Raw genomic sequence first — 16,412 nt, 5'->3', positions numbered from 1 at the left:
TGCACTTGGCATTTAACAAAGGCTTCGATCTTCTGTCTCGATATTCATATTTTTCGTAGTTCATGTATTCCCAACCTCTTTTTAATTTCCTGAGAAACGCAAAGCACACACCTGCGATGGGAATACTGCCTCTTTTCCGAAGCCAATATGTAGTACATCTATAGGACCTTAATCGTTCGTCGCGCATTTAAAGTCTCGTCATAACGCAACCTGATATTCCGGCATAGGACTTTGAATGACCACGAACTGGCGCAAGACACAAAACCGGCCGATGACTTGCGGCAACCGGACGGGCAAGGCCGCACGTCATCTCGTTTATTTATGTCTTGTGTTGCAAAACCCGCTCGCGAATGCGGCCCAGCCTGCATGGCAAGGCGCGCCGATGCGCTACGTCGCGCGCAATTCGCGGCTTGCGGATGTGCTCAACGACGTGGGGCGCGCGGGCGGTCTGCGTCTGGAGATTGCACGCACGGTGCGCGGCAACGTAAACGGCGTGTTCGAGCAATCGCCTTCCTCGGTTTTTCGCACGCTGGTCGAAGCGTGGGGGCTCGTCTGGTTTTTCGACGGCCAGACGATCCACATCTCCACCACCGAAGACGTGCAAAGCCGCACGATCGGGTTCGCGCCGCTGTCGGGGGACGCGGTGAGCGCCCTGCTGCGCAGCCTCGATCTCGATGATCCGCATCTTCCTCTGCATTTCTCGGGCGACAGCGTGAAAGTCACCGGGCCGTCCCGATACGTCGATGCCGTGGCCAATGCGATCGTCAAAGCCCAGGAGCAATTGCCGCCGCCGCCGCAGACGCTCGAACAAACACAGATACGCGTGTTTCCGCTGCGTTATACCCAGGCACAGGACATCACCTATACCTCGGGGAATCGTCAGCAGATCATCGCGGGCGTGGCTTCATTGCTCCGGACGCTGATGGGAAACACGAGCGTGGCGAGACCGGCGGCGACGAACACTCGCGGACGCCCGGATAGCCTGCACGGCACGGTCAAGGGGATTCCGCCTTTACCGAGCGTGCCCGGGTTCACGGAAACCGCACAAGATGCCTCGGTGGATGACAGTCCGGCGGAACTTCCCCAATCCGCCGTGACGCCGGCAAGGCGCAACATCGTCGCGGACCCGCGCACGAACTCGGTCGTGGTGTACGACGTACCGGCGATGATGCCCGCCTACGAGAAGGCCATCTCCATGCTCGACCGGCCGCAGGATCTCGTGGAAATCTCGGCTCTCGTGATGGATGTGTCGAGCGATGCCGCCAGGGAACTCGGCGTCCGCTGGGGCGCTGGGGCTTCATCCAGCCGCCAGTCAAACACGCGTGGTTCCGTAGCGCCTGCCCTGCCGGGAGCGTCGTCCGTCGCCCTCGGCGTCGATGCGGGACTCACGCTGACGACGTTGATCGGCAATTCCGCGCACTTCCTCTACGAGCAGATCCACGCGCTCGAGAAAACCGGTCGCGCGCGCATCCTGTCTCGTCCTCGCGTGCTAACGCTCAATAACGCCGAGGCAGTCCTGTCGTCGCACAATTCCATCTATGTTCGCGTGGCAGGTAATCAGGATGCCAATCTATTCAATGTCGACACGGGACTCACGCTCAAGGTTACGCCTACTGTCGAGCAAGGCGGCGGCGAGCACAGCAGGATTCGTCTCAGCGTGCAGATCGAGGATGGCTCCTTCGACGGCGACGCGTCGGTTGACGGCATACCGCGCGTCAACAGTAACTCGATCATCACTCAGGCCATAGTGGGCGATGGCGAGAGCCTGCTGATCGGCGGCTACGAATACGAGCATACGCAAACGAGCGGGTCGAAAGTCCCTATCCTGGGCGACATTCCGATCATCGGGACGCTTTTCGGCGATGAGCAGACATCTTTCGATCGCACCGAGCGGCTCGTCCTCATCACACCGCGATTGAAGCGGCTGAAAGCGGACGCCGCGGCGCCGGCCGAACTCTCCGTCGACGATGTGCCCGCTCTCTCGGCGATCACCGGAAAGGACTATCCGCGGCCGCCCTTGCCCGATGCGGCGTTTCCTCCGTTGCCACCACTGCCGGCCAGTCAGCTTGCCGCTCCACGCAATGCCGCGCATGCATCGCAAGGGAGCAAGCAATGACCGACGCACGACTCTTCGTCGCCTCCGGGCTGCATGCGGGCGCGAGCATCGCCCTAACGGCGGACCGCGACTTGCAAATCGGCAGCGCGGCCGACGCCGACCTGATCCTTTTGGATACCGGCATCGCGCCACATCACGCGAGCGTTCGACTGCACGGCAACAGGCTCGAACTGCATGCCGCTCACGCCGACATCGCGGTATTCGGGCAAGCGCTCAAAGTCGGCGCACGAACGCAGTTGCGCCACGGTGCCACATTCCGGCTGGGAGAGACGGCCTTGCAGTTCAGCAACGGCGCCCCGCCGACAGAGCAGGCCATGAAAAGCGCGGAATCTGCATGGCTCCTTGCTCACGCGCCATTTACGTGGCTGCGAAGGAAGTGTGCGCGCATACCTCGCTATCAATGGCTTGCGATAGCGGTCGTGCCGCTCGGATGCGCGTTGCTGTACAGCCTGAATAACCTTGTTCCGAGACCTTCAGAAAAACGGTCGTCGCCTCTGGACGAGCCCGCCTTTCGCAACGTTCGCCAGCGCACGGATCAGACAACGGGCGCACGTGTTTACGAGGGTTACGTACAGACCGCCGCCGACCTTGGCGCCGTTTCCCTCGTCGCGCGCGCACGCGGCGGCGCGGTGCGTGTGCGCGTCGCCGTGATCGACAGCATGCGGGAGCAACTGAGCGATTTTCTCGACAAGTACTACCGCGGCGTCCGTTTGCGTGCAGGCGAACGGCCCGGCGTGTTCGTCGCGACACTTCCCGCAGCGGACGCCTATCTGCAACCCGAGTCATGGGACTACGCGCGGGTCGACCGGCTCGCGCAAGGACAGGTGGATGGATTAGAGGCGTTGCGCTTCGACGGTCACGAGAACAACAGCGGCCCCGTGCGTGTTCCGCTCGAAGCGCTCGGATTGAATCTGCTGAATTCTCCGCACGCCGCGTGGCTCGCCGACCAGCAAGGAGCCCGATATTTCGCGGGAGCGCATCTGTCGATAGGACGGATCGAGCGAATCGACCCATGCGGCGCATCGGTGATTCGCGATGACGGAAGCATCTATGTCCTGATTGCACAACGCACGAGTTTCGGCAAGTCCTGCTAGCGGCTCACGCCGCCGGACCCGCACCCGACAGCCCCTTACCGGTGCGCTGCCCTTCGCGCGTCGGCGCGCCGCACGAAGGTTCATGGAGTCTGCACGATCCTTTTAGCGCGCCATCACTTATATAGGAAAGCAGAATATGTCGATGCAAGCGGCAAATATCGGTTACACCCCTGCCATGTTCGGTTATGGCATGGGCGGCGCCCAGGGCGGCAGCATGATCGCACCCGACGGCACGCTGTCGCTCGGAAGCGTGGCGGACGCCGTCAAGCGAAACCTGCAACAGCAGGCCCAGTCGATCAATCAATCGGAGCAAGACGCTAGCGCGCAGAGCGCGCAAGGCGGCCAAAACGGTCAAGGAGGGCAAGGCGGAGCCGGAGGCGTGGGCAGCGCCAGCATGCTCGACATGCAGAAGAAGGTCGGCGAGTACACGTCTTCATTGCAACAAGGGACGTCCATCTTGAGCAGCCTGGCGGAAACACACAAATCCGTCGCGCAGAACACGAAGTAAGCCAACGCACACACCGGCGGGGCCTCCAATGCGGGGGCTCCCGCGCGCCGGATTTTCCTGTCCAACCAAGAATATTCACGATGATGCTTTCGCAAGCAGTTGCCATCCAATCTTTTCAGGTCGACGCGACGCCGCCAGCGATCGCCGCCACACCGGCGCAACTGGATGCCGGCACGGGAGGCGAAGGGATCACGCGCCTTGCCGAGCAAGCTCAGTTCGCCTTGCAAGGAGCGGCCGCGCCCCTCGGCGCGTTGCTCGATCCCACCCGCCGACGGCCGCTTACGACAGGCGAGATGCTCACGCTGCAAGCCGCCGTCAGCGATTACTCGGTCACGCTGATTACGCTGTCGCATCTTGCCCAGAGCGTAGGCAGCGCCATCCAATCCATCACTCAGAGAACGTAATGCGTCGCGCGCTCATTCTTCTGCCGCTCGTCCTGCTCGGCGCATGCAAGACCTCGTTATACGAGGGGCTGGACGAGGACCAGGCCAACCGCATCGTCGCGGTCCTCAGTCAACACGGTGTCGAGAGCTCGAAGGAGCGCAACGCCGACAAGACGTGGACCGTATCCGTCGATGAAGACGAAGCCGTCACCGCGACCGAGCTGACCGGCGCGTATGCCTTGCCCCACGCCAGTCATGCCAATCTCGGTGAACTCTTCAGCCGCCAGGGATTGATCTCGAGCCCCGAAGAAGACCACGTGCGCTACGTCTATGGTCTCACCGAAGAATTGGCCGCCACGCTCGAAACGATCGACGGCGTGCTGGTGGCGCGGGTGCATATCGTCGATCCGCAGCGAGATCCGCTACTCGGCCCCCCGATGCTGCCGAGCGCGTCTGTCATGGTGCGATATCGCAGCGACGCGAATCTCGAGCCCATGCGCGAGAAGATCCGCGCGCTCGTCGCCGGCGCGGTGCAGGGGCTCACGCAAGACAAGGTCTACGTGACGCTCGTTCCCGTCATGCCGGTCGTCACGCAAATCGATCTGTGCGCGCAGACGGGCCACTGTCCGCCACCGCTTGCCGATCAGCGCAAGGTCGAGCGTGTCCTCATCGTTCTGACCGTCATGGCGCTGCTGTTGATCCTGGCCGTCTGGGTGTGGGATTCGGGCATTCGCGCATTGCCGCGGATACGCATACCCGGTGTGACGTTTTTCAGGCGGCGGACCCGCCAGGCCGTGCCGGCGAAGCCGAAGCCGGGCGCAGCCGCCAACGACTCCTCCCATTCTCGCAAAGACCGCACATGAAATCCCTACCCATTCTCGACGTCGCAGGCTGGGCGCATCACAGCTGGTGCGGACGAGCCACGCCCGCACGCAGCGAGCGCGCCCGCGCCGCAGCCGCCTTGCATCTTTTCGCGCGCTTTCCGACGCTCGCCGAGGCCGGCGCCAAGCAATTGCCGTGGTTCGCCGCGCCGCTCGCGCGCCCGGCGTGCGGACGACTCTTGCGCCTGTGCGCCGCGCTGGCGTGCGCGCGCTCGCTGCGCCTTCTCGTGAGCGCCGCCGCGCACACGCAGTTCTCGGGCGCGGTGGGCTTGCCGCCGCTCGCGCGGCTCCAGTGCCATCGGCGCGGACAGCAGCCCGACCTGAGGCTCGACTCCCCTGTCGACTTCTTCAACCGGCGCAGCCTGTGCATAGCCGGGATCGCGCTCGCACTGCGGGCGACGAGCGGCCACGCACAACGGCTGTGGATGAAAGTGCGCCTGCCGTGCGAGTACGCCACGGCCGCGGCGCAATGGCGCCTGCCTTTCGTGTCGGCGCGAGCGGCGCTCGAATTGATCGGCGATGCACTGCAACTCCTCGACACAGAGAGGCGGCCATGCTGATCTGGCGAGTTTCCGACTGGCGGGTCGAATCGGACGGCTATATTTGCGCCAACGATCTCGCCTTGCTGCAAGACCTGCCCGCGCTGCAGCGCGTGAATGCCCAACGCGCGAGGCAAGAGGCAGCCGACCTCGCGCAACGCGCCCGGCGTGTCAGACGGCAGGCGCTCGCACGCGGTTTCATCGCGGGCCGCGCGGCGGCGGTGCATGACCTCGCCATGCCGGCCGCCGCGGCCGCCTTTGCGCTTCGTGGCTTGAACGATCGCCTCGTGAAGATCGTCGTCGAGGCCGTACGCGACGTCGTCGGCGACATGCCTGCCGGCGCGATCTTTCCGAATCAACTTCGCCGCAGTCTGCAAGCGGCGCCTGGGCAACGGCCGCTCTCCGTGCGCGTCTCGGCATGCGATTACGAGGAAGCCAGGCAAGCAGTCAGCGCGATGGAAGACGAGCTGGGCCTGACGCTCATCACCGTTCTTGGCGACGCCGATCTGCCGCCGCGTTCGTGCGTGGTCGAAACCGATATCGGCGTAATCGATGGCAGCTTGCGGCAGCAGCTCGCCGCACTCGAACGCGGCATCCGCGATGCGATCGCCGCCGTGCTCGACGAATACACGCGCCTGGACGACCGTCTTCTCAGGCAATTCGAGGTCATCGAGCAAGGACTGCGCGACACGCTCGACGTCCTTTCCCGCGATGCCGCGCCGGCCGGCTGGATCGCGTGCAATGCCACGAACGGGGGCGCCGCGATATGAATCCGTTCGTCGGCCTCGAACGGCTCACACGTGAACAGGCGGAGCGGCAGAACATCGCTGCCTTGCATTTCGGCTCCGACGTGCCAGTGAGCGTAGGCCATCGGCGCTACACGCTCGCGTTCGAGCCGTGTCGCTCGCACTATCCGCTGCGGCTGCACGGCATGGCCTGCGGTCAGCCGCTGGTACTCGATCTGGATGCGCGGGCGCTTATCCCCGAACTTTCGCGCCAGAGTCTGGAAAAGACAGGGAAGCTCGCCTACAAGCTGATTGCCGACGCGTGCGAGGACTGGCTTTGCGCGCTGGAAGGCGCATTCGGCTTCGCGCTCGATGTAACCGGCGTTTCCTATGACGCGTCGCCCGCGCCGGGCGCCTATGGCCTCGCGCTTACGCACGTCCAAAGCGGACGCACGGCGAGCCTGTCATTTCACTGCGAGGCGGTGGATCGCTGGCTGCGGCGCCAGCCTGATCCGCAGTGCAATTCGAGCGCGCTTGCGCGCCAGATCGTCGTCAGCATTCCGGTCTGCGTCGCCGGGCCAACGCTCACGCTCTTGCGTTTGCGGCGCATTCGCGCCGGTGACGCGCTGGTGCTCGACAAATCGGTTCAATACCTGCGCTTGCCCCTTCGCAACGGCACGCAGCGCATTCTCTTGAAAACTCTTGGAGATCAGATCGTGCTAGATCGCCCCATTCTCAACGAAGACAATCAGCCATCCGAACTGACCAGCGAATTCATTCCGGTCGAAGCCCTCACCTTTCCCTTCGACGCCGTGATCGGCTCGATGCGCCTGTCCTTATACGAACTCAGCCGCTTGCGACAGGGTTCGCTGGTGTCGCTGCAGCTTTCGGTGCGCGAGCGCTCGGTCACGCTGTTGTGCCAGGGATTGCCCTTCGCCAAGGGAGAACTGGTGAACATAGACGATGTGCTGGCCGTGCGGATCACGAGCGTGCTGCAATCCGCCCATCCGGATGTCGCGTCATGATCGGAGCGCAAACCGGGCAACTGCAGCTCGTCGGCGTCTTCTTTCTACTGAGCGTGGCGCCGCTCGTCGTCATCATGTGCACCTCGTTCACGAAGTTCAGCATCGTCCTTACGCTGTTGCGCTCCGCGCTCGGAGTGCAGCAAGCGCCCGGCAACCTGGCGATATCCGGTCTCGCGCTCGCGGCAACACTGGTCGTGATGGCGCCTACCCTGCACGCTATCGGCGACGCGCTCTCCCTCGACGAGCGCGTCGAAAGCGGGCAATTGCCGCCCCTCCCGCAGATGATCGACGCCGTTCGTGGACCGCTCGGGGAATTCATGCTGGCGCACTCGCGCCCGGCAGAACGTGCGTTCCTGCTCGACGCAGCAAAGCGCACCGATCCCGCTCGCGACGCGCAAGAAAGCGACTTCACGCTGCTCGTTCCGGCGTTTCTGATCAGCGAGATTTCGAGCGGCTTCGAAGCGGGCTTCCTGCTCTATATCGCCTTTTTAGTCATCGATCTGGTGGTCGCGAACGTGCTGACCGCCATGGGCATGATGATGCTGTCGCCGAGCACCGTCTCCATTCCACTCAAGCTCTTCGTGCTGGTGGCTGCCTCCGGCATTCCCAGACTCATGCATGCACTCATTCTCGGTTACGCCAAGTGAATTCGCTTCCTTCCCTTACCTCGCTCGCAACCGACGCGCTGTTGCTCGTGTTCTGGCTTTCGTTGCCAATGCTCGCCGTCGCGACCGCGGTCGGTCTTTTGCTCGGTCTGTTGCAATCGGTCACGCAGATCCAAGATCAAAGTCTGCCGTACGGTGCAAAGATCGTGTGCGTCGGACTCGTGCTGATCGTGACGGCGCCGTGGGCGAACCGGGAAGTCGCGCGTCTTTTGAGCCATATCTTCACGATGATCGCCTCGGGCCGCACGCATTGACCATGAACATCCTCGATCAATTGAGCGGCTTCGCATTCTGCATGATTCGTCCAGCCGTGGCGCTCGCCCTGATTCCGTTTGGTAACGACGGAGCGCTCGGTGTGACACTGCGTGCTCCGCTCGTGCTGATGTTCGCGGTGCTGCCCGCGCAAGCGGGATTGCCGCACGAACCGCTTGCGGCAAGCGTCATGGAAGCTGGCATCGGTCTTTTGCTAGGACTCGGTTTCGGCGTCGTCTTTCATGCGGCCTCCACGGCCGGCGCTCTCCTGGATCAACAAGGCGGCTATAGCGTGGGCGCGGTCTATGACCCGAACTTTCAGCAAGAATCCGCCGCGTTTCAAACGCTTTTCACTCAATTCGCGGCGTTCACGCTCTTTACGGGCCACGGTCTTGTCGCACTGTGCGGAGTCTTCGCCGACGCGTGGTCGATCTGGCCACCGGGCGGTCCGTATCCCGGTGGATTCGCGCGCCTCCTCACCATGTTCTCGGAAACGCGTTTGCCGCAGTCTTTAGCGCAGGGCTTGCAGCTTTCGGCCCCGTTACTCGCCTTGATGCTGCTCACCGACGTTTCGCTCGGACTCGCGTCGCGGCATGCAAAGCGTCTCAATCCGTTTTCCACTGCGCGTACGTTCAAGGCAATGGTGCTCTCCTTCGCGCTGATGGCGTGCGTTCCAGCGATCCTCGATCGACTCGCGCGCATCTTCGCCGTCTCGCTGAATCTCGAATAGGAGGCACCGGTCGATATGAGCGACAAAACCGAAAAGCCCACGCCTCGCCGGCTGCTGCGCGCCCGAACCGACGGCGACATTGCGAAGAGCGCCCATTTGAGCACCGCGATGAGCGCCGCGCTGTGGTCGCTGCTGCTGGCATTCGAAGCGCCACACACGTTCTCCAGTTTCGTCCACATGATCGACGCCGTGTCGGGACTGGACGCCAGCCGGTCGTTCGCGTGGCAGTTCAAGGCCGTATTGAATGCGCTGCTCGAACCGGGCAAGGGAGCGCTGATCATGCTCGGTGCCGGCATGCTTGCCAACGTCATACCTGAACTCGTTCAAACGCGTGGACTCGTGTCGTTCAGGCGGATTGCGCCCGATCTCAAGCGTCTGAACCCGGTGGAAGGGCTGAAGAATCTGTTCGGCCTGAAGGTCGCGTTCGAGACCGTACTGATGCTGTTCCAGTTCGCCGTGCTCATCTTCGTGGCCTGGCGTGTGACGGCAGAATGGCTCGTGCAGATCGAGCCGGCGTATTCGCTCGATCCGCTATCCCAGCTTGCGCTCGCGTCTCTCAGCCATTCCCGTCTGCTCGCGCTGGTTGCGCTCTCGCAGGCCGCGCCCGCGGTAGCCGACTATGCCATGCAGCACGTGCTGAGGAAGCGCCGTTTGCGCATGGACAAGGAAGAACTCAAACGCGAATACCGCGACGAACACGGCGACCCCTACGTCAAAGGCCGGCGACGCGCGCTTCATCGCGATCTGAACCGTTAAACCCCGAATCCGGAATCATGAACCGCCCATCCGTTCCTCTCTTTGTCAGCTTGCCCCGCCAGATCGCGCGCCACGCACACATCGCGGCAGCCGCGGGTTTCATCAGCGTGCTGGCGTTGCTGATTCTGCCCATCCCGCCGTTCCTGCTCGATCTGTTCATCGGCATGAGCTTTTGCGCGGGTTTCGTCATGCTGTTCTCCACGATCTACGTGTCGCGCGCGGCGGATCTTCCGGGCTTTCCCGCGCTTCTGCTCATGACCACGCTGCTGCGTCTCGCGCTGGCCATCGCATCCACCAAGATGATCCTGCTCCAGGCGCACGCCGGGCGAATCATCCAGGCTTTCGGCGAGCTGGTCGCGGGCGGCAACGTCGCAGTCGGCATCGTCGTCTTCCTGGTGCTCTGTGCGATTCAGTTCATCGTGGTCGCGAAGGGTGCGGACCGCATCGCGGAAGTCGCGGCGCGCTTCACGCTGGATGGCATTCCAGGACGCCAGATGAGTATCGACGCCGATTCGCGAAGCGGGCTCATCACCGCCGAGCAGGCAGCGCTGCTGCGCGCCGGACTCGAACGCGAGACCTATTTCTACGGATCGCTCGACGGCGCCATGAAGTTCGTCAAGGGCGACACCATTGCAAGTTTCGTGATCGCGCTCGTGAATATCGTGGGCGGGCTCGCGGTTGGCATCGGGCAGCGCGGCATGCCGTTTGGCGACGCCTTGCAGGTCTATACGATCCTGACTATCGGGGATGGCCTCGTTTCGCAGATACCATCGCTCGTCGTGTCGATCGCGGCCGGTCTGCTCGTCACGAGAGTATCGCCCGCGAGCGGCGCCACCAATCTCGGCACGGACCTTTACGAGCAATTGACGCTTCGGCCTCACGCACTCGTCATGGCGGGCGCGTGCTGCGCGGCACTGGCGCTCATTCCCGGCTTTCCGCATGCGCAGTTTGCGCTGCTGGCCGCGCTGCTCGGAGGACTTGGCTTCGTGCTCATGCGCGCGGCGCAACGGGCGCGCGACGAGGCACGCGCTCCCATGCCCGCGCTTGCGCGCGACGGCAGCCGGTACATGCCCCATTTGCTCGACGAGGCCGAGGTTGGAACGAGCACCGTGCTGCGCCTTCGACTTGGCAACGATGCCTTCAAAGCCGTGCCGCGCGATGCGTTCAACCGCGTGCTCGGCACGCTGCGCCATCATCTCAACACGCGCTTCGGCCTGCCCTTTCCCGGCCTTGCCGTCGTGATCGACGAGCGGCTCGCCGCCGAGCGCTACATCATCGATGTCGACGATGTACCGTTCGCGAGCGGCACGCTCATGCCCCAGCACGTCCTGGCGAGCGGACGCCCGGCGGATGTGCCGGCCGAAGGCCCGTCGGGGTATCGACCGGGATTCGAGAAGTCAGTGTGGATCGCGGCCGGCGCCGCCGCGTCGCTCGATGCCTCCGTTCTGAATACCGCCACGCCCGACGACGTCCTTGCTCAACACCTCATCGAAATATTCGAGCGGTGCGCACCGCGCCTGATCGGCACGCAAGAGGTGCGCTTTCTGCTCAATCGTCTGAGCCTCGAGTTTCGCGAACTCGTCGCGCAGATCGAACAACGGATCACGACAGCCCGGCTCGCGGCCGTGCTGCGGCAGTTGCTGCAGCAACGCGTGTCGATCCGCAATCTGCGTGGCATCCTCGAAGCCATTCTGCGCGTGTCCGCAAACGAACAAACGCTCGAACGCATGGTGCGCGAAAGCCGTATCGAACTCGGCCATCAAATCGCGCGTACCCATGCGAACCTCGATACCTGGGAGATTCGCGGCGGCGTGCTCGAAGCCGAGTGGGAGAACGAGCTCGAAGCCAGCATTCGCCACGGCTCGGACGGCGAGCCATATTGCCCGCTCGATTTCATGCAGTTGGATACGTTGCGCCGCGTTTTGAGCGGTGCGGCCACGCCCGTGAGGCTGCTGCTCACATCGGCGATTCTACGGCCGCATTTAGCGCAGGTGCTGGGAGCGATCGGCATCCGCATGGATGTGCTCGCCATAGACGAGATTCCGCGCGACGTCTACCGCATCAACGCTTCGGTTACCTTCACGAGGCCATAATGCGCAAGACGACTGATGAAGACGCAAAGCCGGTCGGCAGCTTGATGGCCAGACCGACGCTTCACGGCCGCGTGGTGGAGGCGCGTGGCGTGATCGTCCGCGTGGTGGGCGCGTCGCTGCGAATCGGCGAACGTGTGCGACTCGTGCGGCCCGACACACTCGAGGAGCAAACAGGCGAAGTAGTCGGTTTTGCTCCGGACGGCGCACTCGTCATGCCGCTATCCGGACTCGCGGGACTCTCCGACATCACGCGCGTGGAGGGATGCGGGCTCGACTGGAATCGGCTAGATGCAACGCGCTTGCAAGGGCGCATTCTCGATGGCCTCGGCAAGCCGCTCGATGGCGGGCCGCCCGCGCCGCTTGCCCATGCGAGCGCGCGCTTCGACGCAACGACCGCGATCAATCCGCTCGACCGCCCGTTGATCGCGCAACCCTTCGTTACCGGCGTCAGGGCGATAGACGGATTGCTCACTTGCGGGGTTGGACAGCGTGTCGGCATTTTCGCAACCGCGGGCGGCGGAAAGAGCACGCTGCTCGGCATGATCGCGAACGGCGCACAAGCCGATGCCATCGTGATCGCGCTCGTCGGGGAGCGTGGGCGTGAGGTCAATGAGTTCGTGCATGACCATCTGCATGAACGCGAGCGGATTGTCGTCGTCGCGTCGACATCGGATCGTCCAGCGGCCGAACGTATCCGCGCGTCGCGGCTAGCCTGCGAGATCGCGGCAGCGCTGCGTTCTCAAGGTCGCCACGTCCTGCTGCTCTTCGACTCGCTGACGCGCTACGCGCGCGCTCTGCGCGAAGTCGGCCTCGCCGTGGGCGAACCGCCCGTGCGGCGGGGCTATCCGCCACGCGTGTTCGCGGAACTGCCGAGAATCGTCGAAATGGGCGGCCTGCTCGGTCGTGGCAGCGTCACTGCGTTTTTTACCGTGCTTGCCGAGGACGAAGATCTCGCCGATCCCATCGTGGAAGAAGCGCGATCGCTGCTCGACGGTCATATCCAGCTCTCGTCGCGTTTAGGCGCCGCGGGACACTATCCCGCCATCGATATCTTGCAGAGCAAGAGCCGGCTCATGACGCGGGTCGCCGGGGAGTCGCATCGCGCATGCGCCCAGCGCGTGCGTAAGTGGCTCGCGCGGTATCGGGACGTCGAGCTGCTGCTCCAGATAGGCGAATACCGGCGCGGCAGCGATGCCGCGAGCGACCGGGCCATCGACCGTCATCCGGCCATTACGGCCTTCCTTCGGCAGCGTCATGACAGCCACGTCGCTTTCGATAAGACAATCGCGGCATTGCAGGCGCTCGGCGAAGGCGCCGACACATCCACGTGACGGGCCGCGCCGGAGATCTGCGTCGCTGGGCGGTGCTTGCGCGCGTACGCGGGCTGCGGGTGCGGCGCGGCGAGGCAACGCTCGCGCAGGCGCGACAGGCCGCATGCGAGGCACGAGACGAAGTAGCCCGTCGCACGGAACTGCTGCGCAACCATGCCGCACAACTGCCGCGCCTACTCGCCTTGTGCTCGCACGAGCATGGCGGTGCTGCGACATGGCGAGGCGCTTTACACGCGCATCGGCTTCAGGCAGCGGCGCTGAACGCGTCGGTCTTGCAGGCGCAAGCCTTGTTGCTGCGCGCCGAGGCGAACGTCCGTTCCGCCATGTCCGCCTTGCAGCGTGACATAAAGAAGCACGACGACGCACGCGCCCATGAAAGAGCGGCGCTAGCCTGCTTTAAGGACGACGACGACGATCCATGAACCGATCGGCGCGGCCAGCATGGCCGACGACCCTCGTGCAATCGCGTCTCATCGCCCAGACGCCGCGGGCTATGTCAGAGCGCTCGGGCTCACGACGCGATCGAAGCGTGCCTGACGCGCGCCAACGCGCTCAACGCCCCGCGCGCTCCAGCCGCGCGGCGACTTGCAGAATCGCTTCAATAAGCTTTTCCGCAGGCACGGGCTTCGTCATGTGCAACTGGAAGCCCGCAAGCTGCGCGCGCAAGCGGTCATCCGTCTGCGTATGTCCCGTCAATGCGATTGCCGGCATGCGCCGATCCAGCGACACCCGCCGCGACGCTTCGAGTTCGCGCACTTGACGCAGCACTTGATAGCCGTCTTCCTCGCCAAGCACGATGTCGCATAGAAACGCATTCGGCCACGCCTCGGCAGGCGTCACCTCAAGCCAGTCGAGCGCTTCCGTTCCCGACGCGGCCAACCGCACCTGCGCACCAGCCGTTTCCAGAACCGCTTCGAGCGCTTCGCGCGCATCTTCCTGATCGTCGAGCACCATGATCGAAAGGCCGTTGAGCGCGTCGGCAACGGTCGCTTTCGGCTCGGCCAATGTCGATGCATCGTCGGCCTCGACGACAGGCCGCAACGGCATGACGGCGACATACGCGAGATGGCCATCGACGTAATTCACCGTGAAACTGCCGCCCGTGCTGGTAAGCGCCTCTTCGAGCCGCGCCGCCTGTTCCTCGGTCAGCGGCGCGGGCTTATTGCCCGGGCCGAGCACGCACAAGCGCACCTGATTGTCTTCGCGCTCCACTCGCAGTTCGACACGCGCGCCGCGCGTTGCCGCGCGAACTTCCGTGCGGCACAGATCGGCGATCACGAACTGCAGCACGCCGGGATCGCCCGTCACGCGAAGATCCGGCTCTGTCGTCACCGTGAAGAGATGCACGCCGTGCTCGATGATCTCTTCGTGCAGTCCATCCACCACGCCCGCGATCAACGAGCCGAGTCCCACCGGTTGCGACGATACTTTGCGTTGCGCGTGCGCGAGTTCGCCTTGCTGCGATTGCAGCGACCACATGCGTGCATAGACGCCCGCGCGTTCGATCAATTCAGCATGCTGCCCCTGCTCAACGATTCGCCCGTGCTCCATCACGAGAATCCAGTCTGCATTGACCACGGTCGAGAGCCGATGCGCGATCACTATCGAGGTGCGCCCTTGCGCGAGCCGGTCCAGTTCGCTCTGAATTGCGCGTTCCGAACGAGTATCGAGCGCGGACGTGGCTTCATCGAATACGATGATGCGCGGGTCCTTCAGAATGGCGCGCGCAATTGCAATACGCTGCCGCTCGCCGCCCGACAGCCGTACACCGCGTTCGCCGACACGCGTCTCGTAGTGATCGGGCAAGCGTTCGATGAAGCCGTCGAGTTGCGCCGCGCGTGCCGCACGCACGACATCGGCACGCGTCGCCGATGGGCGGCCATACGCGATGTTGTAGGCGATCGTATCGTTGAAGAGCACCGTATCCTGCGGCACGATGCCAATGGCTTCACGCAGACTCTTCTGCGTGATCTCGCCGAGATTCTGTCCGTCGATGGTGATCACACCGGCCGTCGGCTGATAAAGCCTGAAGAGTAGTTTCATCAACGTGGACTTGCCCGACCCGCTGCCGCCCACCACCGCGAGTTTCTTGCCCGGGTGTGCGCGAAAGTCGATATCGCGCAGGATCTGCCGCGCCGGATCGTAGCCGAAATCCACGTGCTGGAACTCGATCTCGCCCGCGCTCACCACGAGCGGCTTCGCGTCCTGTTCGTCGATATCCTCGCCACGCCGTCCGCGCGCAAGCAGAATCTCGAACATGCGTTCGACGTTCACGATTGCATCGTTGGTCTCGCGAAACACGAAACCGAGCGTGTTCAGCGGCGAGCACACCTGCACGATGTACGCGTTCACCAGCACGAGATCGCCGACGCTCATCGTTCCCGAAACCACGTGTTGCGCGGCAAGCAGCATGACCGCCGCAATGCCCACCGCGATGATCGTGCTTTGCCCGACATGCAGAATGGTCAACGCGCGTTGATTCGCGGTGCGTGCATGCACCCATTGTTCGAGCACGCTCGAAAGCCGGCCGCGTTCGACCTCTTCGCTTGCGAAGAGCTTGACCGTTTCGTAGTTGAGCAGGCTATCGACGAGACGGCTGTCGGACTTTGCTTCGAGCCGATTGACCGCGCGCTGAAAGCGCATGCGATAGCGCGTGAAGATGAACGTATAGACCGCATAGCACACGAAGGTCACGCCAATCGCCAGCAAAAAAGTCGATGCATACTGGCTCACCATGATCGCCACGACGGTGCCGATTTCGATCAGTGTCGGCACGATGGTGAAGATCGCCACGCCCAGCAAGAAGCCAATCCCGTCCGCGCCCTTCTGCACGTCGCGCACCACGCCACCGGTTTCGCGTTGCGCATGAAAACGCGCACCCATGTTATGCAGATGCGCGAACGTACGCTCCGTGAATGACGCCACCGTGCGTTGCGTGACGATGCTGAACACCACGTCGCGTGCTTCGTTCAGCACGTCGCCGAGATAACGCATCAGCACGTAAGTGAGGATCACGAACACCGGAAACACGAGGTTCGCCGTGGGCCGGCTGAACTCGTCGATGACGTGCTTCAGCATCAGCGGCACGGACACCACAGCGAGGCGCGACGCGATCATCAACGTCACCGCGACGAGCGTCTGTACGCGAAATTTCCAGATTGCCTGCCAGAGATCGCCAGTAATGCGGTTACGCAATTGCGAGCGGCTGATTTCGCTTGATGCAGTCGACATATGCAACCATCCCGGAAGTTGAGGGAGGAAGGCGCCTTGAGAGCGGTTAAACGCGGCGCGGTCCGTCGTTCTCTTGCCGGACT

Annotated in this window: 16 protein-coding genes; 15 read left to right on the top strand and 1 reads right to left on the bottom strand. The window is 63.4% G+C overall.

The genetic code is table 11. From position 1 onward, the window contains the following. The first annotated feature begins 235 nt into the window (after window positions 1-235). The 15 genes from sctC (at window position 236) to QCE79_RS28980 (ending at window position 13,520) form a co-directional block, all read left to right on the top strand. Window positions 236-2,116, top strand: a complete 1,881-nt coding sequence (sctC, locus tag QCE79_RS29050) for a type III secretion system outer membrane ring subunit SctC (protein WP_309849816.1) — start codon at window positions 236-238, stop codon at window positions 2,114-2,116. Next, complete coding sequence (locus tag QCE79_RS29045) at window positions 2,113-3,210, top strand: FHA domain-containing protein (RefSeq protein WP_309849814.1); 1,098 nt, start codon at window positions 2,113-2,115, stop codon at window positions 3,208-3,210. The genes sctC and QCE79_RS29045 overlap by 4 nt, the downstream gene beginning before the upstream one ends. Window positions 3,211-3,346: 136 nt before the next feature. Beyond that, window positions 3,347-3,718, top strand: a complete 372-nt coding sequence (locus QCE79_RS29040) for a hypothetical protein (RefSeq protein ID WP_244828241.1) — start codon at window positions 3,347-3,349, stop codon at window positions 3,716-3,718. Window positions 3,719-3,798: 80 nt separating this feature from the next. Further along, complete coding sequence (locus QCE79_RS29035; RefSeq protein WP_250466923.1) at window positions 3,799-4,122, top strand: hypothetical protein; 324 nt, start codon at window positions 3,799-3,801, stop codon at window positions 4,120-4,122. Then, window positions 4,122-4,964, top strand: a complete 843-nt coding sequence (sctJ, locus tag QCE79_RS29030) for a type III secretion system inner membrane ring lipoprotein SctJ (protein WP_309849809.1) — start codon at window positions 4,122-4,124, stop codon at window positions 4,962-4,964. The genes QCE79_RS29035 and sctJ overlap by 1 nt, the downstream gene beginning before the upstream one ends. Continuing rightward, a complete protein-coding gene (locus tag QCE79_RS29025; RefSeq protein WP_244828245.1) occupies window positions 4,961-5,542 on the top strand; it encodes a hypothetical protein in 582 nt (193 codons plus the stop codon). The genes sctJ and QCE79_RS29025 overlap by 4 nt, the downstream gene beginning before the upstream one ends. Then, the gene (locus QCE79_RS29020; protein WP_309849806.1) at window positions 5,536-6,291 is read left to right on the top strand and encodes a FliH/SctL family protein; all 756 of its coding nucleotides are present in this window, start codon (window positions 5,536-5,538) and stop codon (window positions 6,289-6,291) included. The genes QCE79_RS29025 and QCE79_RS29020 overlap by 7 nt, the downstream gene beginning before the upstream one ends. Continuing rightward, window positions 6,288-7,271: a FliM/FliN family flagellar motor switch protein gene (locus tag QCE79_RS29015; RefSeq protein WP_309849804.1), complete on the top strand. Its 984-nt coding sequence runs from the start codon at window positions 6,288-6,290 to the stop codon at window positions 7,269-7,271. The genes QCE79_RS29020 and QCE79_RS29015 overlap by 4 nt, the downstream gene beginning before the upstream one ends. Beyond that, window positions 7,268-7,918, top strand: coding sequence for an EscR/YscR/HrcR family type III secretion system export apparatus protein (locus QCE79_RS29010; protein ID WP_244828249.1), 651 nt, complete (start codon window positions 7,268-7,270; stop codon window positions 7,916-7,918). Before QCE79_RS29015 ends, QCE79_RS29010 begins: the two co-directional genes overlap by 4 nt. Continuing rightward, the gene (gene sctS / locus QCE79_RS29005) at window positions 7,915-8,190 is read left to right on the top strand and encodes a type III secretion system export apparatus subunit SctS (protein ID WP_244828251.1); all 276 of its coding nucleotides are present in this window, start codon (window positions 7,915-7,917) and stop codon (window positions 8,188-8,190) included. The genes QCE79_RS29010 and sctS overlap by 4 nt, the downstream gene beginning before the upstream one ends. 2 nt (window positions 8,191-8,192) lie before the next feature. Continuing rightward, entirely contained in the window at window positions 8,193-8,918 is a 726-nt protein-coding gene (locus tag QCE79_RS29000) for a flagellar biosynthetic protein FliR (protein WP_309849802.1), read from the top strand. 15 nt (window positions 8,919-8,933) lie between these two features. Then, complete coding sequence (locus tag QCE79_RS28995; protein WP_309849798.1) at window positions 8,934-9,674, top strand: EscU/YscU/HrcU family type III secretion system export apparatus switch protein; 741 nt, start codon at window positions 8,934-8,936, stop codon at window positions 9,672-9,674. 17 nt (window positions 9,675-9,691) lie between these two features. Beyond that, window positions 9,692-11,767: a flagellar biosynthesis protein FlhA gene (locus QCE79_RS28990; RefSeq protein WP_309849795.1), complete on the top strand. Its 2,076-nt coding sequence runs from the start codon at window positions 9,692-9,694 to the stop codon at window positions 11,765-11,767. Next, the gene (locus QCE79_RS28985) at window positions 11,767-13,098 is read left to right on the top strand and encodes a FliI/YscN family ATPase (protein WP_309849793.1); all 1,332 of its coding nucleotides are present in this window, start codon (window positions 11,767-11,769) and stop codon (window positions 13,096-13,098) included. Before QCE79_RS28990 ends, QCE79_RS28985 begins: the two co-directional genes overlap by 1 nt. After that, on the top strand, window positions 13,095-13,520 hold the full coding sequence (locus tag QCE79_RS28980) for a hypothetical protein (RefSeq protein ID WP_250510003.1): 426 nt from the start codon (window positions 13,095-13,097) through the stop codon (window positions 13,518-13,520). Before QCE79_RS28985 ends, QCE79_RS28980 begins: the two co-directional genes overlap by 4 nt. Window positions 13,521-13,650: 130 nt before the next feature. Here QCE79_RS28980 and QCE79_RS28975 read toward each other — a convergent pair whose 3' ends face one another. Further along, entirely contained in the window at window positions 13,651-16,329 is a 2,679-nt protein-coding gene (locus QCE79_RS28975) for an ATP-binding cassette domain-containing protein (protein ID WP_309849786.1), read from the bottom strand. Window positions 16,330-16,412 lie beyond the last annotated feature (83 nt).

Source organism: Caballeronia sp. LZ003, from assembly GCF_031451465.1.
In the GTDB taxonomy this organism is placed as follows: domain Bacteria; phylum Pseudomonadota; class Gammaproteobacteria; order Burkholderiales; family Burkholderiaceae; genus Caballeronia.
This window is presented reverse-complemented; position numbering and strand designations above follow the sequence as displayed.

Coding starts and splice junctions, on each gene's coding strand:
- sctC (WP_309849816.1), top strand. CDS start 236: ATGACCACGAACTGGCGCAAGACACAAAACCGGCCGATGACTTGCGGC.
- QCE79_RS29045 (WP_309849814.1), top strand. CDS start 2,113: ATGACCGACGCACGACTCTTCGTCGCCTCCGGGCTGCATGCGGGCGCG.
- QCE79_RS29040 (WP_244828241.1), top strand. CDS start 3,347: ATGTCGATGCAAGCGGCAAATATCGGTTACACCCCTGCCATGTTCGGT.
- QCE79_RS29035 (WP_250466923.1), top strand. CDS start 3,799: ATGATGCTTTCGCAAGCAGTTGCCATCCAATCTTTTCAGGTCGACGCG.
- sctJ (WP_309849809.1), top strand. CDS start 4,122: ATGCGTCGCGCGCTCATTCTTCTGCCGCTCGTCCTGCTCGGCGCATGC.
- QCE79_RS29025 (WP_244828245.1), top strand. CDS start 4,961: ATGAAATCCCTACCCATTCTCGACGTCGCAGGCTGGGCGCATCACAGC.
- QCE79_RS29020 (WP_309849806.1), top strand. CDS start 5,536: ATGCTGATCTGGCGAGTTTCCGACTGGCGGGTCGAATCGGACGGCTAT.
- QCE79_RS29015 (WP_309849804.1), top strand. CDS start 6,288: ATGAATCCGTTCGTCGGCCTCGAACGGCTCACACGTGAACAGGCGGAG.
- QCE79_RS29010 (WP_244828249.1), top strand. CDS start 7,268: ATGATCGGAGCGCAAACCGGGCAACTGCAGCTCGTCGGCGTCTTCTTT.
- QCE79_RS29000 (WP_309849802.1), top strand. CDS start 8,193: ATGAACATCCTCGATCAATTGAGCGGCTTCGCATTCTGCATGATTCGT.
- QCE79_RS28995 (WP_309849798.1), top strand. CDS start 8,934: ATGAGCGACAAAACCGAAAAGCCCACGCCTCGCCGGCTGCTGCGCGCC.
- QCE79_RS28990 (WP_309849795.1), top strand. CDS start 9,692: ATGAACCGCCCATCCGTTCCTCTCTTTGTCAGCTTGCCCCGCCAGATC.
- QCE79_RS28985 (WP_309849793.1), top strand. CDS start 11,767: ATGCGCAAGACGACTGATGAAGACGCAAAGCCGGTCGGCAGCTTGATG.
- QCE79_RS28975 (WP_309849786.1), bottom strand. CDS start 16,329: ATGTCGACTGCATCAAGCGAAATCAGCCGCTCGCAATTGCGTAACCGC.